Genomic DNA, 23,531 nt, shown 5'->3' with positions numbered 1-23,531 from the left:
AAAGCTTGTTTGAGATGCTCGTACCCAAGTTGCGCGTGAATACTGTATTTGATATTGATCTAGAAGCAATGTATGCCAAAGGTTATCGTGGAATCATTACAGATTTAGACAACACACTCGTTGGTGCTAAAGCGCCAAATGCGACACCGGAATTGATCGAATGGTTTGCTAAAGTAAAAAAATACGGCTTCGAGCTGATTATTGTCTCGAATAACAATATGAGCAGGGTATCCTTATTTGCTACACCACTGGATATCAAATTTGTGCATGCGGCACGCAAGCCGTCCAATGCACCATTTCGCAAAGCAATGACGCTGATGAAATGGAGCGAAGAACAGACTATTGTTATCGGTGACCAATTGTTAACAGATGTATATGGTGGGAACAGACTGGGTTTATTTACAATTCTAGTCTTACCTATCGCTGCTGCTGATGAAGGTTGGAGAACCAAAGTTAACCGTCAGGTCGAACGGTTTGCAAGAAAACGACTGCGTAGAAAAGGACTATGGTCCGAGGAGGAAAAGAATAAATGACAGAACAAAGCGGTCTTACCGCGGGTGCGAAATGTAGTGGATGCGGTATTGCTCTACAGATGGACGCGCCTGAATTACCAGGATATTTGCCAGCACAAGCACTAGAAAGAACACCTCTAGTCTGCCAGCGTTGTTTCCGTATCCGCAATTATAATGAATCGTCGACAGTAACGGTAGATCAGAGCGAATTCTTGCGATTGCTCAGTGAAGTGGGCACAAAGGATGCACTGGTTATCCATATTGTCGACTTGTTCGATTTTCAGGGTAGCGTGATCTCAGGATTGCAACGTTTTGTAGGAAATAATCCTGTGATTCTAGCTGTAAACAAAATCGATTTGTTGCCTAAAGTAACCAACTGGAACAAATTGCGTAATTGGGTACAAAAAGAAGCGAAAGAAATCGGACTCAAAACCGAGGAAATTATTCTTTGTAGTGCCAAACAAAATACAGGGTTTGAACGTATTTTGGAAGTGGTTGGCGAGATGCGTGGTAACCGTGATGTGTACGTGGTCGGTGCAACGAATGTAGGTAAATCTACATTGATCAATCGTCTGATCTCAGATTATAGTGATCTGGAAGAAGAATTAACCACTTCGCGCTATCCGGGAACAACATTGGATACCGTCAATATTCCATTAGATGATGGACATTTTATTATTGATACACCAGGAATTGTATACGAATCTCGTTATACAGAATTGGTGACCAAGCAAGATTTGGCTGCGATTATGCCGGACAAACCACTCAAACCGATGGTATACCAATTAAATGAAGGTCAGACGCTATTTTTCGGAGCGATGGCACGATTTGATTACCTTGAAGGTGGTCGTCAATCATTTACTTGCTTCATTAATAATGGTCTCAAAATCCATCGTACCAAGTTGGAACGTGCAGATGACTTATTTGCAGATCATGCAGGAGTTATGCTTGCGCCACCAACCAAAGAACATTTAGCTGATTTGCCAGAATGGACACGTCATGAATTCCGTGTTCCACGCGGTTCACAATATGATCTATTTATTTCAGGCTTGGGTTGGATCAAAGTTAACGGTGACACAGGCGCATTAGCTGCTATTCATTTGCCTAAAGGTGTCAAAGTAATGATGCGTCCATCATTGATCTAATCGAAGACCCATCTTATTCACAGGAGGATGTACATCATGACAGACCGGAAAAATGATTTATCACATCATACGCTTTTATTAGGGGTTATGGGAGATCCAATTGGACACTCCAAGTCACCAGCTATGCATAATATTGCGTTAGAAGCATCAGGAATTCCGGGGATGTATGTTCCTTTACATGTGAAACCAGAACAACTTGCACAAGCTGTAGCAGGAACCAAAGCGCTAGGCTTCAGCGGATTCAATGTAACGATTCCTCATAAAGTAGAAATGCTAAAGTTGATGGATGAGCTTGATGAATCTGCGGTATGTTGTGGTGCTGTGAATACAGTGGTTATTCAAGATGGTAAATTAAAAGGATATAATACCGATGGTATCGGTTATGTCCGTTCATTAAAAGAAGAATTAAATAGTGAGTTATCCGGTAAGCACATTACGATTCTAGGTGCAGGTGGTGCTGCACGTGGAGTGGTCTATGCTTTGTTGCGAGAACAACCTGAAAGTGTAACGGTTATTAATCGTACAGTAGACAAGGCTGAACAGCTAGCAACAGAGTTCAGTCATGACACTTTACAAGTACAAAGTGGCAGTTATGATACACTCGATAAAGTTCTTGCGCAGACCGATATACTTATTAATACCACTTCGATCGGCATGTCACCGAATAGTGACGAGACTCCACTAGAGCAGTCACGCATTCCCGAAGGAATTATTGTCAGTGATCTGATCTACAATCCGTTAGAAACACGTTTTCTACGCGAAGCTAAAAGTCGTGGTTGTACGGTAGTTGGCGGACTCGGTATGTTTGTATATCAAGGAGCATATGCCTATGAATATTGGACAGGGCAACCTGCACCGGTATCTGTCATGCGTAGTGCTTTACTTGAAGCAATGAATCATCAAAAAGAATAGGTATTGAAGGAGAAATATATGTTAACAGGAAAACAAAAACGCTTTTTGCGTTCACAAGCACATCATTTAGATGCGATTTTTCAAATCGGTAAAGGCGGTATGAATGACGGGATCGTTCGTCATGTACTGGATGCGATTGAAACGCGCGAATTGATGAAAATCTCGGTATTGAACAACTGTCTAGAAGAGCCAAAAGATTTGGCTGAAGAATTAGCAAAAAGTACAAAATCCGAGTTGGTACAAGTGATTGGACGTACGATTATTTTGTACAAAGAATCCAAAGACCACAAACAAATTGAATTACCAAAAGCTTAATTGATCTTATTTTTATTATAAAATCGTATTCGGTGGTGTATTCATGAAAGTCGGTATTATGGGTGGAACATTCGATCCTGTGCATATCGGTCATATGTTAGCAGCAGAAGCAGCACTTCAAGGTTGTCATTTAGATGAAGTCTGGTTTATGCCGTCACATATTCCACCGCATAAGCACGAAGCAGGAGCCGGAGGAGATGAACGTCTTCAGATGGTGGAGCTTGCAGTAGGAACGAATCCTGCTTTTCGTACATTGGATATTGAGCTTGTACGCGGAGGTGTATCTTATACAATTGATACGATCCGTGAATTAAAAGCACGCTATACAGAACATGATTTCTTTTTTATTATCGGTGCAGATATGGTAAATTCGTTAACACAATGGCATGGAATCGAAGAGCTAGCACAGGTGCTTACTTTTATCGGTGTCGGTCGTCCAGGTTCTGTGATTCGCAAAGAAGATTTACCTCATTATTTGCAGGAAAAAGTTGTTCTGGTTAAGATGCCACAAGTAGACATTTCGTCGACCGATATCCGTGAACGTCTAGCAACAGGGCAATCTGTTCGTTATATGGTACATGATCAAGTGAATGAATATATAAAAAGGAGCGGAATCTATGAACCTGACACGAGATGAGTTGATGGAATCAGTATCCGCTCAAATGCCACAAAAGCGCTGGAAGCATACCGAAGGTGTGATGCAATCAGCGATTGTACTTGCCAAACGTTATGGTGCTGATCCCGTCAAAGCCGAGATCGCTGCAATCTTGCATGATGTCGCTAAATATTGGACCAGTGATCGCCAGGAGCAAGTGTTACGTGAACATGCTTTGAATGATGAATTATTATTGTATGATAAGCCGTTATGGCATGCTGAAGTGGGAGCATATACGGCACAGGTAGAATATGGTGTAGACGATGAAGAGATATTGAATGCGATTCGTTATCATACTTCTGGACGTGTCGGTATGACTGTTTTGGAAAAAGTGATTTGTTTGGCTGATTATATAGAGCCTGGACGTGATTTTCCAGGAGTGGATCATATTCGTAGTCTAGCTGAGCACAGTCTTGAAGCGGGGTTAGTCGCTGGATTTGACTCAACGATTCAGTTATTGGTTGCCAAACGCCAGATCATTTTTCCTTTGACCGTATTATCTCGCAACGATTTAGTCAAACAGATACAACTCGAGGGGGAACTTTAATGAAATTGAATCCTGAACAATTATTGCAACTTGCTGTAGAAGCAGCTGAAAGTAAAAAAGCAAGCAATCTGGTAGCACTAGATCTACGTGGTGTCTCTATGATTGCTGATTATTTTGTGATTTGTCACGGTAACTCGGATACACAAGTACAAGCGATTGCTAGCGAAATTCGTAAAGTAATGCATGATGCTAAAGCTGAGATTCGTGGTATGGAAGGTGTAAATGCAGCTCGTTGGGTATTGATGGATTTGGGCGATGTTGTCGTGCATATTTTCCATCGTGATGAGCGTGAATACTATAACATCGAGCGTCTGTGGTCAGATGCTAAAGTGATGGAGAACGTATGAGTTTTGAATCAGGTACAGTATTAACACTTGAATTAGTGCGTGAAGTGTCGCCGTATGGTTTTTTTCTGTCTGATGGAGAAAACGATGTGTTGCTTCATTACAGTGAAATCACTAAAAAAATCAAGATAGGCGATCATCTGGAAGTGTTTATTTTCCATGATACGGAAGATCGTCTAGCAGCAACGATGAAAAAGCCATTTTTAACGTTAGGTGGAATGGCGAAATTAACAGTGGCTGATCTTCATCCTCGTCTGGGTGCATTTCTTGAAATGGGACTGGGTCGCCAGTTGTTATTACCTCTAAGCGAAATGCCTGAACTCAAAGAACTTCGTCCGCAAATAGGCGATGAAGTCTATGTGATGATGGAGCATGATCGTCAAGGTCGTCTTCGTGCCAAATTAGCAGGTGAACTTGAATTTATGGAGCATACTTTTCACGCTCCTGAATCTTGGGTCAACCTCTGGTTAGATGCACAAGTCTATCGTCCGTTACAAATGGGAACATTTGTGATTGTAGAAGGTGGCGTACTTGGATTCGGTGCATTGGGTATGATTCACCAAAGCGAACGCAGTCGTATGCTTCGTCTAGGTGAAAAAGTCAATGTACGTGTGACTCAAGTTCGTGAAGATGGACGTGTCAATCTATCCATGATTCAGCGTAAAGAAGTCGGTCGCGATCTAGATGCAGAGCGTTTACTTGCATTCTTAAACGAGCGTCCTGACGGAGCGATGCCTTACTCGGATACAACGACACCTGATATTATCAAGCAACGTTTTGGCATCAGTAAATCTGCGTTCAAACGTGCACTTGGTAAATTGATGCGTGAAGGCATTGTCGAGCAGAAAGAAAACTGGACGATGTTAGTCAAGCCAGCCGATGCTGCTGAAGCTTCTGCGCCTGACGAAGAACAACAGTCTTAATAGATAACTTGTAGTATGAATTGATCATTCTGTAATCAATGTTGCAGATGTACGGAAGGACGGTTAGCGTATTGTCGTACCGGAAGTTTGCTTATGTATATGATGAATTAATGGCAGACATGCCCTATCCAGATTGGTTACGTTTTGTACGTGAAGTCTGGGATAAATATGGTATGCCTCGTACCGTCGCTGAGCTTGGCTGTGGAACAGGGAGTATTACCATTCCACTGGTCAATGCAGGCTTTCAAGTGACAGGAATCGATTTATCTTCGGATATGTTATCTGTTGCTAAAGACAAGCTAGAATCGACTCCGCAAGGACACCGTCTTTTCCAAAACGGGAGTGTCAATTGGGTGTGTCAAAATATGACGCATTGGATGCTGCCAGAGCCTGTGGATAGTGTAATTTCATTTTGCGATTGTCTTAATTATTTAACAGAACCTGAATATATCGTAGATACATTCCAATCTACGTATAAAGGTCTCAAATCAGGTGGTACGTTTGTGTTTGATGTTCATCATCCGCAGACCCTACGCCGTTACGATGAAGAGCAACCTTTTATGTTAGATGAGCGTTCTGTTTCATATTTATGGACATGTGAATATGATCAAGTTCGTACTGAGATCGAGCATCATTTGACGATTTTTGCCCGTGCAAGTGAAGAGCGTAATGCTTTATATGAACGATTTGAAGAAACGCATGTTCAGCGTTCATATGATCCAGAATGGCTGAAAACAGAATTAATCAAAGCAGGTTTTCGAGATGTACATTGTTACGCTGACTTTGAATGGGTTGAAGCTGGTAATGATGCGTCTAGATTGTTCTTTGTAGCGATTAAATAATATGATATGCTTTATAAGAAGCTCCCAGTATAGGGAGCTTTTTTGATCTATCTATTTGATTGATCTACACGTAATGCTTTTCAAATTCATAGATGAGGATTTTGAGATGATAACTATTATTCAATCCCTGCTGAACAATCTTACGTTTCTAACCACAACTCTTTTCTTTGGTAATTTAATATTAAAATGGCTTAGTAAACGAATCGATATCCATTCATTGTATGTCAAATTAGTATCCGGTATATTTGCTGGTGTGATTGGTATCATGCTTACCAAATACTTTTCATTTCGTTTATCAGATATGATCGTGCTGGATCTTCGCCAAGTGGCTATTATCCTTTCCTTTTATTTTGGCGGGGCATTAAGTAGTTTGGTGACTGCTGTTATTATTGGCGTATATCGACTCTTTTTGATTGATCCGATCAATTTTAGTTCATTTATTGGCTTTTTTAATGCGATCTTTACCTTTATTGTGACTGGATTTTTTATCAAAAAAGGCAAAGAGTTAGTCTTATCGCAATGGGTTCGTATGATGTTTGGTATTTTACTTGTATATGGTTTATCTGTTTTTTCTGTATTGGGTGAGAAAGCCTTTTTTACGATTATTATTTTTTCCCTTTTTTATATTCCTGCGGTCTTATTCGTCTACTATTTGCTTCGTTATATGAAACGTACGGATGATGCATTACTACTGATGCGTGAAGCGGTCAATCTCGATTTCTTAACAGGGCTTCATAATCCAAGGGCGTTTGAGAAAATGTTTGAGCAAAAAACAATGAATATAGCGTATCAAGCACAGCCTTTTAGTTTGCTTATGTTTGATCTTGATCATTTTAAACAAGTTAATGATACGTATGGGCATCTGAATGGTGATGTTATTTTGATCCAAGTGGCTCAGTTATTAAAGATGACTATGCGATCGAATGATTATTGTGCTCGTAAAGGCGGAGAAGAATTCGCTGCTATTTTGAATGATTGCACTATAGAAAAGACGCTAAAGATAGCAGAGTCTATTCGTAAAAAGGTCGAAGTTCATCCATTTGAATTAGAAGATGGACAGATTATTCAGGTCACCATCTCAATAGGAATTAGTTGTTATCCGCAAGATCAGCCTGAAAATATGTTTGAACAAGCAGATCGAGCATTGTATGTGGCGAAGTCTTCGGGACGTAATCAGGTGAAGTTAGCTGAACCACTGAAATAAACAGTGCTTGATCTGAAATGCATTTCATACTTTATCATAAAAGCATGATCAGCTTGAAGGAGGAGTATAATATGCATCATGAACAGAAAAAAGCGTTTCCGACAGATTTTCTATGGGGTTCTGCTTCAGCAGCCTATCAGGTAGAAGGAGCTTGGGATGAAGATGGTAAAGGGCCTTCGATGTGGGATTCTTTTACCAAAATTCCAGGGAAAACGTTTAAAGGAACTAACGGAGATGTAGCGGTAGATCATTATCATCGTTATAAAGAAGATATTGCTTTGATGGCAAAGCAAGGGCTTAAAGCATATCGCTTTTCGATTAGTTGGCCTCGTATTTATCCGCAAGGTAAAGGGAAAGTCAATGAAGCAGGCTTGGTGTTCTATGATCAATTGATTGATGAATTGATTGCGAATCAGATCGAACCTGTATTAACGCTATATCACTGGGATGCGCCTCAAGCGCTTGCCGATGAGTATGGAGCATGGGAATCCAGAGACATGATTGAAGATTTCAACCAGTATTGCATCACATTGTATAAGCGTTATGGAGATCGTGTGAAGTATTGGGTATCTTTAAATGAGCAAAATTATAACTCAAATCATGCTTTTATTACAGCGATGCATCCACCGGGTGTACATGATCGCAAACGATTTTACGAGGCGAACCATATTGCTTTTCTTGCGAATGCCAAAGCGATCGAATCATTCCGTCAATATGTACCAAACGGTAAAATAGGACCTAGCTTTGCGTATTCTCCTTCGTATCCAGCGAGTAGCCAACCTCGTGATATGTTGGCGTATGAGAATGCAGAAGAGTTTCAAAATAATTGGTGGCTGGATACGTATTGTCTCGGTCATTATCCACAGGTAGCACTTCGTTATCTGCAAGAACATGATCTAGCACCAACGTTTGAAGAAGGCGATATTGAGCTACTGACCAAAGGGATTCCTGACTTTGTCGGTGTTAATTATTATCAGACGATCACTTATGAATTCAATCCGATTGATGGTGTCGCTGAAGGTAAAATGAATACGACCGGTCAAAAAGGAAGCAATGAAGATACAGGGCGACCAGGACTATACAAAACAACACCTAATGGACATTTAGAAACGTCGAACTGGGATTGGGCGATTGATCCGATCGGGCTTCGTATAGGATTACGCCGTATTACAAGTCGTTATGGATTGCCTGTCTTTATTACTGAAAATGGATTAGGTGAATTCGATAAGTTAGAAGCCGATGGAAGTATTCAAGATGATTATCGTATTGATTATTTACGTTCACATCTCGAACAATGCCGTGAAGCTATAGCTGATGGTGTTGATCTGATTGGTTATTGTAGCTGGTCATTTACAGATTTGTTAAGCTGGTTGAATGGCTATCAGAAACGGTATGGATTTGTCTATATTAACCGTGATGAAGACAGTGAAAAAGATATGCGTCGTATTCCGAAAAAGAGCTATTATTGGTATCAACAAGTGATTGAAAGCAACGGCGAACAATTGTAATAAGATCCCTTTATATCTAAATAAACCGTTTATTCTTCGTTAGATGACTAAGAAGAATAAACGGTTTTTATCGTTTTTATCATTTATAAGCTATGATAGAAATAATACACAAAGTTTATTGAAATGGTATAAACAGAAAGGAGTTACCTCATGGTCAATATCAAACAAATTGCCAAACAAGCAGGCGTATCCGTCACTACAGTCTCCAGAGTGCTCAACCATCATCCTTATGTCAGTGAAGATAAGCGATTGCGTGTTCAGCAAGTGATCGAACAAAATAGCTATACACCTAATTCACAAGCAATCAGCCTCATTCGTGGCAAAACACGTACAGTGGGCTTGATTTTGCCTTTTAGTCATCATCCGTATTATCATGCCATTATTGCAGGAGTGATGGAAGAAGCTTATCAATATGGATATCATGTATTGTTATGTCAGACTTCATATAATCCAGATCAAGAACGGGAATATCTACATATGCTCAGTACAAGACAAGTGGATGGCGTTATTTCATGCTCACGTGTATTACCGTGGGCAGAATTTCAGTCCTACAGTGAATCAGGACCTATTGTCGTCTGTGAGTATACAGAAGAGTCTAATCTCTCAGCAGTCTATACCGATCATTATGATGCTTTTTGTAGTGGAATTCAGTATTTATTAGATCGTGGTTATACCCGGATCGGTTATTGTGTCGGTCGCAAAACAAGTGCTAGCAGTCAAGCGCGATTCCGTGCATATCAAAATACACTCCATGCCGCAGGGCTTGAAGTGTATTCAGAGTGGATTTTTCCAGATTGTATTCATATGAGTGATGGCGAACAAATTGCGAAACAGATTGCTGAAATGGATAAACCACCTTCTGCATTGATCGTTACAGGGGATGAAGCTGCCGCAGGGGTGATGTTAGGCGCACGGCAATATGGTCTACGTATTCCAGATCAATTAGCGATTATCGGTTATGATAATCAGCCGATCTCCGCAGGCTTACAACTCACGACGATTGATCAGAATTTGCAAGAAATCGGCAGACAAGCTTTTTCTTTATTTTATGAACGTAGCCTTGATCCTACATTAACTTCAGCCAAACGGCTTATTCCCTATACATTAATCGAACGCAGTAGTGTCTAACATCTATGGTTATTGGTGGATAAATACTTGAATATTAACTGGACTTCTTCATCACATCGACTCGACCAGAAAAGAATGTCGCACCGCCACCCATATCCGCTAAGCGATCAGGTGTTAGAGCATTCACTAGATGTGTCGCTTGATTGTTATCTGTATCTGCCCACAGTCCTTGACTGACGACAACGCCCGGTAATACATGTTCACCTACCGTAGCAAGCAATTCACAAGAACCCCGCTCGTTCCAGACGGTGACCCAGTCTCCATCTTCGATACCTGCATTCTGTGCATCAGTAGTATTCATAAATAGCTTCGGTGTTTTTTCAAGACCGATATGCTTGGCATTATTAGAGAATGTTGAATTCAAAAAGTTATGATTAGGACCCGGCACAAAAATATAAGGATGAGTACCTTGTTCTTGAAGTGGTGTATAGGTTGGCAATGGAGGTAATCCATCACGTTCCATATCTTTAGAATACAATTCGATCTTACCGCTAGGTGTAGGTAAGCGATCCGGGAAAATATATTGCCGATCTGCTTTGACATATTGATGCTGGACTAACGAATCATACGTAATCGGCTTAAGTGCAGGATTAGCAGGATGATCGAGCGCTTGACGAATTAACTGTTCATCGCTGTCTTGTAATGCTTGTTCTTCATACCCCATAGCTGTAGCAAGTAAGCGAAAGACTTCAGTATTCGATTTACTTTCACCATAGCGAGCAATAACAGGTTGTTGAATCTGCATATAATGATGCCAGTAAGACGCATAGAAATCTGTATTTTCAAAAGCAGATGTAGCTGGTAAAACGATATCTGCATACTTAGCGGTTTCAGTTAAAAATAGATCATGAACCACTGTAAATAAATCTTCACGCGCTAATCCTTGACGCACTTTACTAGATTCAGGAGTGACAACAGCAGGATTCGAATTATACACATACAGAGACTGTACAGGTTCAGATTCTTCTAATAATACACGACCCAATTGGTTCATATTGAAAGAGCGTGTATTGCGATTGATGAGCAAGTCTGGACGCTGTAATGCTTCTTCGTTAAAGCTAAGCTGGAATGTATTGGATTTGATTGCACCACCGCCACGTACTAACCATTGCCCTGTAATCGCAGGCAGACACGTAATGGTACGTACATTCATACCACCATTGTCATGATGTTGTAATCCATTTCCGATGCGAATTAGAGCAGGGCTGGCATCTCCATACATACGTGTTAAACGATACAGATCATCGACAGGTACGCCTGTAATCGCAGATACTGTGGCTGGATCGTATTGTTTCACATGCTCACGAAGTTGTTCATGCCCTACGGTATATTGCTCCATAAAAGCTTGGTCTACTTTATGTTCGGCAAATAAAATATGCATCATGCCTAGAGCAAGTGCACTATCCGTCCCCGGCAAAATAGGGATAAACCAATCTGCTGATCGACCGGTTTGATTTTTGTGAACATCGATAACAATCACTTTAGCACCTTTTTTGCGAGCTTGTTGAGCTAAAGTGACTTGATGCATATTGGTACTTACTGCATTGATCCCCCAGAAAATAAAAAGCTGTGTATCTACAGTATCTTCTGGATCGGTACCGATACTGCCACCCATTGTATATTTATATCCTGCTGAACCGGCAGCTGTACAAATCGTACGTTCTAGTAGACTGGCACCCATATGATGGAAAAAGCGACGATCCATACCTTCTGCTGACAGATTGCCCATATTTCCGTAGAAACTGTAAGGAAGAATACTTTCAGGACCTGATGTAGCAATCATTTGTTTCCAATTCGATGTAATGGTAGAGATAGCTTCTTCCCACGAAATAGGCTCAAATGATCCTTCTCCTTTAGCCCCAACACGTTTAAGCGGAGTCGTCAGGCGCTTCGTATCATAGATACGTTCAGCCATATTGCGAACTTTATTGCAGATATTGCCTTTAGTAACAGGATGATTAGGATCGCCTGCAATTTTGACGATTTTACCCTTTTCTTTATGAACAAGCAGTCCGCATTGATCGGGACAATCGAGTGAGCAGACAGAAGGAAATAGCCCATCTTGTTGATCAATATAAGTAGACATATACCAAGCTCCTTTCAAAATACATCAAACAATTTAAATTATACATACGATGTGTACATGTTGTGTTTATCATAAATCAAATTTTAGATTTAATGTTGACTTTTTTACTAGGTTTAATTAGAATTAAGAAAATTATTTCGAATTCGACAAAATTAGATGTTTTATACCTTATCGTGTCTGATCCTGATTTGCAAGTTTTTTCGACAACTGCATACATTAGATTTTCTATCCAGAGAGGTGGAGGGACTGGCCCTACGAAACCTCGGCAAAAACGTGCCAATTCCAGCAAGCTTGAATCGCTTGGGAGATAGGAAAGCAGGATGAATTATTGCATTAGCTGTTTGTAGATATACAACAGTATAGTGAATATTTAGATAACCTCTTTCCTTGATTTGGGAAAGAGGTTTTTTTATATTTTATCCTTTTACTCATCATATCTATATCTCATATGATCCTTCCATTTGGATCAAAAGGAGAACATGCTATAAGTTCATACTTTCTTACTTTAAAGCTTCACTTAAATAACACTGCACCTAAGTGTACCAAAGGAGATTCAATAATGAAAATATTAATTACTGCCCCTTATAACGAACAAGGTCGTCAGCAACTCGCGGATACTTTTAGAGAAGTCATCTATCGTTGTTGGAAAGATCATGGACAAGCCTATCAAGAAGACGAATTAATTTCTTTATTACAAGAAACACAAGCAGATGGACTGATTGCAGAACTTGATCTGGTAACTGAAAAAGTTATTCAATCGGTACCCAATCTACAATTTATTGGTGTCTGCCGTGGAACACCTTCCAATGTAGATGTTCCTGTTGCCACCCATCGCCGTATTCCAGTCTTTTATACGCCTGCACGTAATGCACAGGCTGTAGCAGAAATGGTTGTAGGCAGTCTGATTACTTTTCTACGGCGTATTATTCCATCCAGCCAATGGTTGGAAGACAAGCAATGGCAAAGTGGCAGTTTAACCGCTTATCTCAAATTCAAAGGTAATGAACTAGCAGGGAAAACCATAGGTATGGTCGGTTTTGGAGCTGTAGCTCAGCGTACCGCAGGTATTCTACGTAGCTTTCCTTGTGATATTCGTTATTACGATCCTTATGTGAAAAGCCCGGATCCACGTGATCAGAAAGTATCGTTAGAGGAGTTATTTGCAACCAGCGATATCATATCAATTCATTTACCAGTCACTGAAGATACCAAAGGATTGATCGATAAGACATTATTACAATCGATGAAAAGCGACGCTATTTTTGTAAATACGGCTCGTTCGATTGTGGTAGATCATGATGCACTGGTTGAACGGTTACAACAGAATCAGATTCGTGGAGCGATTATTGATGTATTTGATCAAGAACCACCACTTCCTAAAGATTATGAATTGATTTCATTGCCGAATGTATTAGCCATTCCGCATCTAGCAGGTGCTACTTATGAAGTAGAAGATCATCATGTAGAGATTATGAATACCGCGTTAATTGATTGGTTTGAACATCATCAGACCGATGTGAAAGTGCTCTACAATAAAGCGATCTTGGAGGATATGAACAATGACACAACAAGCTTATCTAGTCTTTGATATTGGTACAGGTAATGCCCGTGTAGCCGTTGTTGATATCAATGGGAACGTATTATCGATTGAACGTGCTGATATTGTCTATCACAATGATGAACAGTATCCAGATGCACGTCACTTTGTACCTGAAGTATTGTGGGAACAGATTGCCGGGTTGACGAAGGTAGCATTATCTAGAGTACCTGATATTCATATCACAGCGATTACTTCGACTAGTCAACGTCAAGGGATTGTATTGATCGACGAAGCAGGAGAATCGTATTTAGGATTACCGAATATTGATAACCGTGGACGAGAGTGGGAAGAACAGTATACAGATCTATCGTCTATTTATCATAGAACAGGAAGAACACCATCTGCTTTATTTTCAGCGATGAAATTAGTTGGGTTACGCGAACGCCGTTCAGAGCAGTATCAACGGTTACATCGTTTGACAAGTATTAGTGATTGGGTGACATATACGCTCAGTGGATCGTTAAGTTATGAACCTTCTCAAGCATGTGAGACTCTTTTATACGATGTAGAGCAAGGAAATTGGTCAGACGAGATGTGTAGTGTACTTGGAATCTCACCTACTGTATTGCCAGAGTTGGTGTCTTCAGGCAGTGTACTTGGGACAGTCATACCCCCTATAGCAGCAGAGTTAAATCTACCTATAGATACACCTGTGATCGTAGGTGGTGGAGATACACAACTGGCTATTCATAGTACAGGCGCAGAGGCTGAAGATATTGTTATCGTATCGGGAACTACGACACCTATCGCTAAGATTACAAGTACATTTACTACTGATGATTCAGCGCAAGCATGGATTAATGCGTATACGACACCTCATCAATTTTTGATCGAAACTAATCCAGGCATTACAGGCTTGAATTATCAGAAATTGCAATCTATTTTCTATCCTAATGAAGGATATGACGTGATGGAGCAAGAGATGGATGCGCTAGGTGAAAGTCAATGTATTGCAGCCTTAGGTTCTTATCTATCTTCTGCCAAAAATGCACGTGTACGTGGAGGATTTGTATTTGATGCTCCATTATCCGATCAATTAAGTCGTGCTCATTTTGTCAGATCCGCCTTACATGAGATTGCATTTTCAATCAAAGTGAACTTCGATCAACTGGCACAAGTGATATCACTAGATCGTTCGTATATCTGGGCATGTGGCGGAGGATTACAAAGCCGTACTCTGATCCAAAGTATTGCAGATCTGTTGGGCAAAGAAATTCGGATTCGTGCTGGGTTCGAACATGCATCTATTGTCGGTGCCGCTTATATCTGTAATGAAGCTTTGAGTATAGATTCAACGCAAGAAGAACAGATAGAATCTTTTTATCCTCAATCTTCAGATCAATTGCAAAAAGATTATCAACAATGGCATGCGGCACAGCTCTTTTTTGCACAATTACAATTAGCAGAATCAGCACCAACCCCTTCTGGATAAAAAATAATTACTTTTGATGGTACACATCAATATCCATAGTCAAAAAAGAAAAGGAGTGTGGAGTATGAATATATTGGATCGAGTCGGTATCCCCAAAACACTAGTCTGGGGCTATCTCGGAGTATTGATTTTTATGATGGGAGATGGGTTAGAAGCAGGTTGGTTAAGTCCTTATTTGGTTGAACGAGGACTTAGTGTACAACAAGCCAGTCTACTATTTACTGTATACGGAGTCACTCTTGCAATAGCTTCATGGTTCTCAGGCGTATTTTTAGAAGCATTTGGAGCGAAGAAGTCGATGTTGATTGGATTTATCGCTTATGTAATCGGTACGTCTGCTTTTATCGCTTTTGGCATCACTGATTTGAACTATCCAATAATGTTGTTAACGTATGCTGTCAAAGGATTCGGATATCCATTATTTGCGTATTCCTTTTTAACATGGGTCACTTATCGTAGTCCTGAAAATAAATTAAGTACTGCGATTGGTTGGTTCTGGGTCGCTTATTCCGGAGGTATGTTTGTTTTGGGAGCTTATTATTCCAGTTATGCAATCAAACATCTAGGGTATATGCAGACATTATGGAGTGCTGTAGTACTTGCAGGAATCGGAGCTATTTTTGCTTTGTTAATCAATCGTGATCGCTTACCGAAAAAAGCAGGAAATGCCCGTGAAACATTACGTGAGCTCGGCAAAGGCTTAACCATTGTCAAAACGCATCCCAAAGTCGGATTGAGTGGGATCATACGGGTTATCAATAGTGTAGGTTCCTACGGATTCCCTGTATTTTTACCATTACATATGGCACAGTACGGTATACAAACCGGTACATGGCTCAATATTTGGGGAACGATTTTCTTAGGTAATATCGTATTTAATCTACTATTCGGGATTATCGGTGATAAGTTTGGTTGGAGACAGACGGTGATGTGGTTTGGTGGAGTGGGGTGTGGAATTTTCACATTATTACTATTCTATGTTCCTGAATGGACGAACGGTAATTTGTGGATTACAACGATTGTTGGATTTATCTGGGGTGGATTGTTAGCCGGTTATGTTCCAATCGCTGCACTTGCTCCATCGGTTGCAGGTGGAAATAAAGGGCCTGCCATGTCGATCGTGAATCTAGGTGCGGGGTTATCTGCATTTATTGCGCCTGCAATCGCTTTTGCTTTTATTGGTACGATCGGTGCAGAAGGGGTCGTATGGATATTTGCTATCCTTTATTTTATCAGCGCAATTATTACCAAATTTATTACAACACCCGAAGAAGATGCCGCCAAATTAGCAGGCAAACGCAAAGTGCAAGAGAATATTGCGTAATCATTGACTTTCACAGGTGAATTTTTTAAAATAGAACTATTGTTATATTTTATAATACAATGCTCAGTGAAAAGGAATAGTAATATCAGTAAGCATGTAATGATAGAGAGTCGACGGGTGGTGCAAGTCGATATGATACTGGTATGAACTCACCTTGGAGATATGTTGCAAGAATATGTGGCACGCTGTGATCGTTAGCGATACATAGTCAGCGTTGTTATGATAGTTCTGAACGACATCGGCTTCCTACCGTTATCAGGCAACTAAGTGAGTGAATAGCAAAGTATGCTTGTTCACTAACTAGGGTGGTACCGCGAGACACAACCTCTCGTCCCTAGCGATATTATGCGCTATGGATGAGAGGTTTTTTTGTCGCATATGCGCAGTAAAACAGAACGAAATTAATCTACACCACAGACACAAACGGTCTTTAAGACCGAAGGAGGACACATTGATGACAGATTCAAAAACAGCTCAACCCGGTTATCATCCACAGCAGATCGAACCAAAGTGGCAAGGATATTGGGATCAGCACAAAACATTTAAAACACAAGAAGAACCAGGTAAGCCGAAATTCTATGCTTTGGATATGTTCCCTTACCCATCTGGAGCAGGACTACATGTAGGGCATCCTGAAGGGTACACAGCAACAGATATCGTGTCTCGTTACAAACGGATGCGCGGTTTTAATGTTCTTCACCCAATGGGCTGGGATGCTTTTGGTCTACCGGCAGAACAATACGCGATGGATACAGGTGAACATCCTCGTGATATTACATTCAAAAATATTGATAATTTCCGTCGTCAAATTAAATCACTAGGTTTCTCTTATGATTGGGATCGTGAGATCAGTACAACCGATCCACAGTATTACAAATGGACACAATGGATCTTTATCCAACTGTATAATAAAGGGCTCGCTTATGTAGACGAAGTAGCTGTGAACTGGTGTGAAGCATTAGGAACAGTACTTGCGAATGAAGAAGTTATTGATGGCAAAAGTGAACGTGGAGGACATCCAGTTGTCCGCAAACCGATGCGTCAATGGGTGTTACGCATCACTGAATACGCAGAGCGTCTGTTAGATGATTTGGAAGAATTGGATTGGACAGAAAGTATCAAAGATATGCAGCGTAACTGGATCGGCAAATCTGTCGGTGCAGAAGTTCATTTTGATATCGAAGGTACAGATAAGAATCTAACGGTATTTACAACTCGTGCAGATACATTATTCGGTGCAACATACTGCGTATTAGCTCCTGAACACGAATTAGTAGACCTGATTACAACACCTGAACAAAAAGCGGCTGTTAAAGCTTACCAAGACCAAGCAACGCATAAGAGTGATCTGGAGCGTACTGATTTGGCAAAAGATAAAACAGGCGTATTTACAGGTGCTTATGCGATTAATCCAGCAGGCGGAGAAAAATTACCAATCTGGATCGCTGATTATGTTCTTGCAGGTTATGGTACAGGCGCTATTATGGCTGTTCCTGCCCATGATGCTCGTGACTGGGAATTTGCGAAAAAATTCAATTTGGAAATTAAAGAAGTGGTAGCTGGTGGTAGTGTACAAGAAGAAGTGTACACAGGCGAAGGCGAACATGTAAATTCTGATTTCTTAAATGGATTAAATACAACCGATGCGATTGCTAAAATGATTGCATGGCTTGAAGAAAGTGGCAAAGGACAAGGCAAAGTCACTTATCGTCTACGTGATTGGTTGTTCAGCCGTCAACGGTACTGGGGAGAGCCTATTCCTATTTTGCATTTAGAAGATGGGACGATGAAGACTGTTCCTGAATCTGAATTGCCTTTATTGCTTCCTGATATTGATCAAATCAAACCTTCAGGTACAGGCGAATCACCACTCGCTAATATCACGGACTGGGTAGAAACGATTGATTCTGAAACAGGAATGAAAGCACGCCGTGAAACAAATACAATGCCACAGTGGGCAGGTAGTTGCTGGTATTACTTGCGTTATATCGATCCACACAATGATGATGCTTTGTGTTCACCAGAGAAGCAAAAAGAATGGTTACCTGTTGATCTATATATCGGAGGTGTAGAGCACGCTGTTCTTCACTTATTGTACGCTCGTTTCTGGCATAAAGTACTATACGATATCGGTGTAGTCGATACGAAAGAGCCTTTCCAAAAACTTGTGAATCAGGGCATGATTTTAGGTAATAATAACGAGAAAATGAGTAAATCTCGTGGTAACGTGATTAATCCAGATGATATCGTCAATGAATATGGCGCAGATACATTACGTCTATATGAAATGTTTATGGGACCACTGGAAGCAACGAAGCCTTGGAATGAAAATGGTGTAGAAGGCATGTACCGCTTCTTATCTCGTGTATGGCGTCTATTTATCAATGATGAAGGACAATTGAATCCGAAGATTACTGACAGTGAAGGCGATGAAGCTTTCAAACGTACCGCTCACAAAACGATCAAAAAAGTAACCGAAGACTTAGACGGACTTCGTTTCAATACAGCGATTAGTCAGTTGATGATCTTTGTCAATGATGCTTACAAAACCGAAGTATTGCCACGCGATTTGATGGAGAAGTTTGTACAATTGTTATCTCCACTTGCTCCGCATATCGCTGAAGAATTGTGGACTCGTTTGGGTCATGAAGGCAGTATTACGTATGTGGAATGGCCTACATTTGATGAGCAATGGACAACAGAATCTGAAGTGGAAATTGTGATTCAAGTGAATGGCAAAATTGTACAACGTAACAAAATTGCAAAAGACTTGGATGCCAAAGCCATGGAAGAATCGGCATTGTCTTTAGAAACCGTGCAACAAGCCATCGAAGGTAAAACCGTTCGTAAAGTCATTGCTGTACCCGGGAAATTAGTAAATATTGTAGCTAACTAATCACGAACCAGTGAATAGATTAACTACAATAGGATGAATTGATTTAACAGTAAAATCGTTTAATCTCCTATGCGATGGGAGTCTATTACCGGGATTCCGGTAATGTACTGGAGTCCCGACGGCAGAGGTGTAATTATGAGACGGGATATCATATGGACAGCGGTAGTGTCCGCTGTACTTGGTGTAGGATTGATTGGGTTCGGCACTTTACAATCCAGTGATCAAGAAACGAAATGGACAGCTTTAAATGAACAAGCACAAGCTTCACTTACAGAAGATCAGACAGTTGCTCCCAAAACGAAAGATTCTGCTTCACAAGAATCAATAGCTACACCAACCAACTTAGGAGATCGTTCTAGAGATGAACCGACTTCTGCAACAGCTTCTCTTAAAGAGAGTGCGGTTGAGGTAGCTGCTGAGAGTATCACAACTGAACCTGCTTCTACCCGTGAGAAACGATCCACCACAACTTCAATGAACTCAGCAGCATCTACAGGTTCAAGCTCACCGCAGACTGAACCTGTATCAACGACGGTTGAGTCATCTGCTAGTGTGCAAGATGGTCGGATTAGCATTAATCGTGCCAGTTTGTCGGAACTGACTGAATTACCTGGCATCGGGGAAAAGAAAGCACAGGCGATTATCGATTATCGGAATACACATGGAGCTTTTGGCAGTGTCAATGAATTGGATAATGTCAAAGGAATCGGTAGCAAAATGTTAGCGAAGATGTTGCCTTATGTACAGCTTTAGGGGATATAAGGGGGAGTAGGATTGGTACGTAAAGATTGGGATACGTATTTTATGGATATTGCTCATATGGTCTCGACACGTTCACGATGCCCGCGTCGTCATGTCGGTTCAGTCTTAGTACAAGGGAAAAAGTTACTTGGTACTGCATATAATGGAGCACCGATGGGTGTACCCGATTGTTCTGAAGATGGTTGTATGATCTCAGAAGAAGTAGAAGTGGTCAAAGTGGATGGTGTAGAAACAATGGTCAAAAAGCAACGTTGTATTCGCACCATTCATGCCGAACAGAATTTACTCCTTTTTACCGATCGTGCTGACCGTGAAGGTTCAGTAGTGTATGTTACAGACGAACCGTGCTGGACATGTGCCAATATGTTAGCCAATAGTGGGATTATCGAGATCGTCTATTATCGTCCTTATCCTAAAGATACACGTAAAGTGACAGCTATGATGAAGCAAAAAGGCATTATTTTCCGTCAGTTGGATCATTATAATCCACCACCTGACACCACAGTGATCAGCTAATTTCATAAGATTCATCTGCCCTCATCGCAAATTAGGGAACGATATATGGAAGAACCATTATCTTGTAAGTACACCACATCTGTTGAAGATGCGTGTGAACTTATACAGGTAATGGTTCTTTTTTGTGCGTAGAGGGCGAGATGGTCTTGAAAAATAGTTTTTTTGAACACAATAAATCAAGAACGGAGAGAATAGGATTGCAAACACGTCCACTTGTCGCATTATGTGCAGTATGGGTTGGAGGCAGTATGATCGCTTGTCTAACCAGTGAATATATAGGGTGGGTACTTGCAGGTTTAAGTCTGATTTTATGCTCAAATTATCTGTTATTACCGGAAAATCGACGTTCGATCATTATTCTAGGTTCTGTTATGTTGATTGCGCTACTTTACTGGCACTGGAATGAAGTGAATAATATCAGCAGAATCCCTTCTACCCTTCAAGTTCAAGCGTCACAGATGATCGATCAACCGGTTCAAAGTAGTGGTATCATTATTAGCCCTATCAAAATAGATGGTGATCTAGTTACTTTTTTGATGAATACATATCATTTTCAGAAAGATCAATCACTGGCTACACCAGAAAAAGTAAGAATTCAACTCAAATTAGCAAAAGAGTCCGAATTGCAAACAGCGGCTTTGTGGCAACGAGGAGATCAGATACAGATTCAAGGTGTATGGAAAGTACCCGGAGAAGCTCGTAATTTTAATACGTTTAACTACAGAGATTATCTACGTACACAATACGTCCATTGGATCATTAGCGCAAAAGGTGCCCATTCACTGGAAAAGACGACATTGCCATTATCCAAAATAACACAGTGGAAATGGGAACTACTACGTTATAACGATCAGGTTCGAGCGGATCTTGGAGCACGCATTGATGCATTATTTGATGATCATGATCGTGGATATATGAAAGGATTGTTGATCGGAGACTCGGGTGATCTGGATCCTGAGACATTTGCTTCTTTTTCCAGACAAGGATTAACGCATATTCTGGCGATATCTGGATTGCACGTAGCCATTTATACAGCTATTTTATTATGGCTGTTACGCCAGATGAGAGTGACAAAAGAACGGGCTTGTTTGATTGTGATTGTGCTTCTTCCTATCTATGTCTTATTAACAGGAGCTTCTCCATCTGCTGTCCGTGCAGGTATTATGGGCATGATTGGTCTATATGCACTTAGCCGTGGCATCCTCAAAGATGGACTGCATATACTATGTGCTGCTTGTATAGGAATGTTAATCTATGAACCTTATTATTTGCTGAATGTGAGCTTTCAATTATCTTTTATCGTAACAGCGGGATTAATTATTTTTGTACCTTTAGTTCAACCTTTACTTCAAAAAATACCGTCCAAATGGGCAGGAGCGATAGCTGTAACATGGGTGGCACAGATGATCTCGTTTCCTTTAACCATTTATTATTTTAATCAGTTTTCTATATTATCCTCGGTGGCTAACTTCATCTTGGTTCCGATTGTAAGCTTGATTGTATTGCCGATCGGATCTATCGTACTTGCTCTTAGTTATGTATGGTTGCCTATAGCGAATAGTCTTGGAAATGGAGTCTCATGGATCAACACATGGACATTTCATCTGGTAGATTGGATCGATGTTATACCCGGCATGTTAACGATCTGGTATTCGCCTTCTATGTTATGGATCTTATTATATTACGTACTGCTTTATATAGGATTGCGCTGTAATCAAAGTATTATACAGTGGAAATTTCGAGAACAGTCAGCACATGCTGATTCTTCGGATCATTCAACGGATCTACAATCTGCAATCACACAGCCTTTAAAGACTATACATTCTAAATGGCATGCCGTATCTTATCAATCTCCATGGATCAAGCGAAGATATATCGCTTGTTGGATCAGTGGATGTTTAGTCACTATTTTGATCATCTATGGTTATATTCAGCCGACCACTTCAGGTAACGGAATCGTTCAATATTTAGATGTAGGGCAAGGCGATAGTATTTTGATTACGACTCCACAAGGAAAGCAGATCTTGGTGGATGGTGGCGGTACAATGACATTTGAACGTCCGGGACAAGAATGGAGAAAACGCAAAAATCCGTATGAGATTGGTAATAAGCTACTGGTTCCATTGCTCAAAAAGCGAGGGATACATCAATTAGATGCGGTTCTTTTAACACATGGCGATCATGACCATGCAGGAGGATTACCTGCTGTAGTGAAGCAGATTCCGGTTAATCATTTTATTTTTAATGGCACATTGCCAGATGGAGATAGCTTGAATCCATTGATGAAGACGCTATTAGATCAACAGATTCCTTTAATTACACCTACACTGGGTAGCGAATTACAGATCGACGATCAGACTACATTGACCTTTTTAGCTCCTGAATCATTACATCAAGGAAAGAATAATCAGCTCAAAGGATTACCACGTGAAGAAAATCAAAATCATTATTCGGTTGTATTTTTGCTGACCATGAATAAGCGTAACTTTGTATTTACAGGAGACGCTGATCAAGCAGAAGAACAAGGCATATTATATCATCTTCAGCAGTCGTCTACGTTTGAATCTAACTCAGCGTTTGTAGCATCACGAACCGAATCGACATTTCCTATTGATGTGCTCAAAATCGGTCATCATGGTAGCAAAACATCGTCTTCTAGTGAATGGTTACACTACTGGCAACCTCATTTGTCTGTAATCTCTGTAGGAGCTACAAATACATACGGTCATCCTACAGAAGAAGTATTGCAACGGATAGAGCAAGTAGACTCGGAAGTTGCTCGTACAGATCTGCAAGGAGAAATACAGATTCAAGTGACACCCGATGGAGACATGTTAGAGCGAGTGATGTTTCCTTTACCTTAATCCTCCATTACAGCCT

General features: G+C 40.6%; 20 protein-coding genes, 1 riboswitch and 1 other annotated feature. Of the genes, 19 read left to right on the top strand and 1 reads right to left on the bottom strand.

Annotation, left to right across the window (positions count from 1 at the left end):
- The first annotated feature begins 5 nt into the window (after nucleotides 1-5).
- The 12 genes from PO903_RS21085 (at nucleotide 6) to PO903_RS21030 (ending at nucleotide 10,035) form a co-directional block, all read left to right on the top strand.
- On the top strand, nucleotides 6-533 hold the full coding sequence (locus PO903_RS21085; RefSeq protein ID WP_069329872.1) for a YqeG family HAD IIIA-type phosphatase: 528 nt from the start codon (nucleotides 6-8) through the stop codon (nucleotides 531-533).
- Nucleotides 530-1,657 carry a ribosome biogenesis GTPase YqeH gene (yqeH, locus tag PO903_RS21080; protein ID WP_069329871.1) on the top strand — a complete coding sequence of 376 codons (1,128 nt, stop codon included), beginning with the start codon at nucleotides 530-532 and terminating at the stop codon, nucleotides 1,655-1,657. Before PO903_RS21085 ends, yqeH begins: the two co-directional genes overlap by 4 nt.
- Nucleotides 1,658-1,693: 36 nt before the next feature.
- Nucleotides 1,694-2,569, top strand: a complete 876-nt coding sequence (aroE, locus tag PO903_RS21075) for a shikimate dehydrogenase (RefSeq protein WP_273594472.1) — start codon at nucleotides 1,694-1,696, stop codon at nucleotides 2,567-2,569.
- Nucleotides 2,570-2,587: 18 nt separating this feature from the next.
- Nucleotides 2,588-2,884, top strand: coding sequence for a ribosome assembly RNA-binding protein YhbY (gene yhbY / locus PO903_RS21070; RefSeq protein ID WP_069329869.1), 297 nt, complete (start codon nucleotides 2,588-2,590; stop codon nucleotides 2,882-2,884).
- Between the two features lie 43 nt (nucleotides 2,885-2,927).
- Nucleotides 2,928-3,521 carry a nicotinate-nucleotide adenylyltransferase gene (nadD, locus tag PO903_RS21065; protein ID WP_069329868.1) on the top strand — a complete coding sequence of 198 codons (594 nt, stop codon included), beginning with the start codon at nucleotides 2,928-2,930 and terminating at the stop codon, nucleotides 3,519-3,521.
- Nucleotides 3,502-4,086 (top strand): bis(5'-nucleosyl)-tetraphosphatase (symmetrical) YqeK, encoded by a 585-nt coding sequence (yqeK, locus tag PO903_RS21060; protein WP_273594471.1) that lies wholly within the window; start codon nucleotides 3,502-3,504, stop codon nucleotides 4,084-4,086. Before nadD ends, yqeK begins: the two co-directional genes overlap by 20 nt.
- On the top strand, nucleotides 4,086-4,433 hold the full coding sequence (rsfS, locus tag PO903_RS21055) for a ribosome silencing factor (protein ID WP_069329867.1): 348 nt from the start codon (nucleotides 4,086-4,088) through the stop codon (nucleotides 4,431-4,433). Before yqeK ends, rsfS begins: the two co-directional genes overlap by 1 nt.
- A complete protein-coding gene (locus PO903_RS21050; RefSeq protein WP_069329866.1) occupies nucleotides 4,430-5,353 on the top strand; it encodes a CvfB family protein in 924 nt (307 codons plus the stop codon). Before rsfS ends, PO903_RS21050 begins: the two co-directional genes overlap by 4 nt.
- A gap of 47 nt (nucleotides 5,354-5,400) precedes the next feature.
- A complete protein-coding gene (locus tag PO903_RS21045; RefSeq protein ID WP_273594470.1) occupies nucleotides 5,401-6,195 on the top strand; it encodes a class I SAM-dependent DNA methyltransferase in 795 nt (264 codons plus the stop codon).
- Between the two features lie 106 nt (nucleotides 6,196-6,301).
- Nucleotides 6,302-7,399: a GGDEF domain-containing protein gene (locus tag PO903_RS21040; protein WP_175425256.1), complete on the top strand. Its 1,098-nt coding sequence runs from the start codon at nucleotides 6,302-6,304 to the stop codon at nucleotides 7,397-7,399.
- A gap of 71 nt (nucleotides 7,400-7,470) precedes the next feature.
- Entirely contained in the window at nucleotides 7,471-8,907 is a 1,437-nt protein-coding gene (locus PO903_RS21035; RefSeq protein WP_273594469.1) for a glycoside hydrolase family 1 protein, read from the top strand.
- A 150-nt stretch (nucleotides 8,908-9,057) separates the two neighbouring features.
- Nucleotides 9,058-10,035, top strand: a complete 978-nt coding sequence (locus tag PO903_RS21030; protein ID WP_069329863.1) for a LacI family DNA-binding transcriptional regulator — start codon at nucleotides 9,058-9,060, stop codon at nucleotides 10,033-10,035.
- 34 nt (nucleotides 10,036-10,069) lie between these two features.
- Here the strand turns inward: PO903_RS21030 and PO903_RS21025 are convergent, their stop codons facing one another.
- Nucleotides 10,070-12,121, bottom strand: a complete 2,052-nt coding sequence (locus PO903_RS21025) for a molybdopterin oxidoreductase family protein (protein WP_273594468.1) — start codon at nucleotides 12,119-12,121, stop codon at nucleotides 10,070-10,072.
- Nucleotides 12,122-12,343: 222 nt separating this feature from the next.
- A riboswitch (SAM riboswitch) is annotated at nucleotides 12,344-12,435 on the top strand.
- Nucleotides 12,436-12,680: 245 nt separating this feature from the next.
- Here PO903_RS21025 and PO903_RS21020 point away from each other — a divergent pair.
- The 7 genes from PO903_RS21020 (at nucleotide 12,681) to PO903_RS20990 (ending at nucleotide 23,515) form a co-directional block, all read left to right on the top strand.
- Nucleotides 12,681-13,709, top strand: coding sequence for a 2-hydroxyacid dehydrogenase (locus PO903_RS21020; RefSeq protein ID WP_273594467.1), 1,029 nt, complete (start codon nucleotides 12,681-12,683; stop codon nucleotides 13,707-13,709).
- The gene (locus tag PO903_RS21015) at nucleotides 13,681-15,153 is read left to right on the top strand and encodes an FGGY-family carbohydrate kinase (protein WP_273594466.1); all 1,473 of its coding nucleotides are present in this window, start codon (nucleotides 13,681-13,683) and stop codon (nucleotides 15,151-15,153) included. The genes PO903_RS21020 and PO903_RS21015 overlap by 29 nt, the downstream gene beginning before the upstream one ends.
- 70 nt (nucleotides 15,154-15,223) lie before the next feature.
- Entirely contained in the window at nucleotides 15,224-16,477 is a 1,254-nt protein-coding gene (locus PO903_RS21010) for an MFS transporter (protein ID WP_273594696.1), read from the top strand.
- Between the two features lie 57 nt (nucleotides 16,478-16,534).
- Nucleotides 16,535-16,816, top strand: a binding site (T-box leader).
- Between the two features lie 115 nt (nucleotides 16,817-16,931).
- A complete protein-coding gene (gene leuS / locus PO903_RS21005) occupies nucleotides 16,932-19,373 on the top strand; it encodes a leucine--tRNA ligase (protein ID WP_273594465.1) in 2,442 nt (813 codons plus the stop codon).
- 135 nt (nucleotides 19,374-19,508) lie between these two features.
- The gene (locus PO903_RS21000; protein ID WP_273594464.1) at nucleotides 19,509-20,126 is read left to right on the top strand and encodes a ComEA family DNA-binding protein; all 618 of its coding nucleotides are present in this window, start codon (nucleotides 19,509-19,511) and stop codon (nucleotides 20,124-20,126) included.
- Nucleotides 20,127-20,147: 21 nt separating this feature from the next.
- Nucleotides 20,148-20,651: a deoxycytidylate deaminase gene (locus tag PO903_RS20995; protein WP_273594463.1), complete on the top strand. Its 504-nt coding sequence runs from the start codon at nucleotides 20,148-20,150 to the stop codon at nucleotides 20,649-20,651.
- A gap of 197 nt (nucleotides 20,652-20,848) precedes the next feature.
- Nucleotides 20,849-23,515, top strand: coding sequence for a DNA internalization-related competence protein ComEC/Rec2 (locus PO903_RS20990; RefSeq protein ID WP_273594462.1), 2,667 nt, complete (start codon nucleotides 20,849-20,851; stop codon nucleotides 23,513-23,515).
- Nucleotides 23,516-23,531 lie beyond the last annotated feature (16 nt).

It is taken from the genome of Paenibacillus sp. PK4536 (assembly GCF_028594455.2).
GTDB lineage: Bacteria > Bacillota > Bacilli > Paenibacillales > Paenibacillaceae > Saccharibacillus > Saccharibacillus nuruki.
This window is presented reverse-complemented; position numbering and strand designations above follow the sequence as displayed.

Excerpts from the sequence above, each read along its gene's own strand:
- nadD (WP_069329868.1), top strand. The coding sequence starts at position 2,928 with ATGAAAGTCGGTATTATGGGTGGAACATTCGATCCTGTGCATATCGGT.
- PO903_RS21030 (WP_069329863.1), top strand. The coding sequence starts at position 9,058 with ATGGTCAATATCAAACAAATTGCCAAACAAGCAGGCGTATCCGTCACT.
- PO903_RS21035 (WP_273594469.1), top strand. The coding sequence starts at position 7,471 with ATGCATCATGAACAGAAAAAAGCGTTTCCGACAGATTTTCTATGGGGT.
- PO903_RS21050 (WP_069329866.1), top strand. The coding sequence starts at position 4,430 with ATGAGTTTTGAATCAGGTACAGTATTAACACTTGAATTAGTGCGTGAA.
- aroE (WP_273594472.1), top strand. The coding sequence starts at position 1,694 with ATGACAGACCGGAAAAATGATTTATCACATCATACGCTTTTATTAGGG.
- yqeH (WP_069329871.1), top strand. The coding sequence starts at position 530 with ATGACAGAACAAAGCGGTCTTACCGCGGGTGCGAAATGTAGTGGATGC.
- PO903_RS21040 (WP_175425256.1), top strand. The coding sequence starts at position 6,302 with ATGATAACTATTATTCAATCCCTGCTGAACAATCTTACGTTTCTAACC.
- PO903_RS21025 (WP_273594468.1), bottom strand. The coding sequence starts at position 12,121 with ATGTCTACTTATATTGATCAACAAGATGGGCTATTTCCTTCTGTCTGC.
- yhbY (WP_069329869.1), top strand. The coding sequence starts at position 2,588 with ATGTTAACAGGAAAACAAAAACGCTTTTTGCGTTCACAAGCACATCAT.
- PO903_RS21000 (WP_273594464.1), top strand. The coding sequence starts at position 19,509 with ATGAGACGGGATATCATATGGACAGCGGTAGTGTCCGCTGTACTTGGT.
- PO903_RS21015 (WP_273594466.1), top strand. The coding sequence starts at position 13,681 with ATGACACAACAAGCTTATCTAGTCTTTGATATTGGTACAGGTAATGCC.
- PO903_RS21020 (WP_273594467.1), top strand. The coding sequence starts at position 12,681 with ATGAAAATATTAATTACTGCCCCTTATAACGAACAAGGTCGTCAGCAA.
- rsfS (WP_069329867.1), top strand. The coding sequence starts at position 4,086 with ATGAAATTGAATCCTGAACAATTATTGCAACTTGCTGTAGAAGCAGCT.
- PO903_RS21045 (WP_273594470.1), top strand. The coding sequence starts at position 5,401 with ATGTACGGAAGGACGGTTAGCGTATTGTCGTACCGGAAGTTTGCTTAT.
- yqeK (WP_273594471.1), top strand. The coding sequence starts at position 3,502 with ATGAACCTGACACGAGATGAGTTGATGGAATCAGTATCCGCTCAAATG.
- leuS (WP_273594465.1), top strand. The coding sequence starts at position 16,932 with ATGACAGATTCAAAAACAGCTCAACCCGGTTATCATCCACAGCAGATC.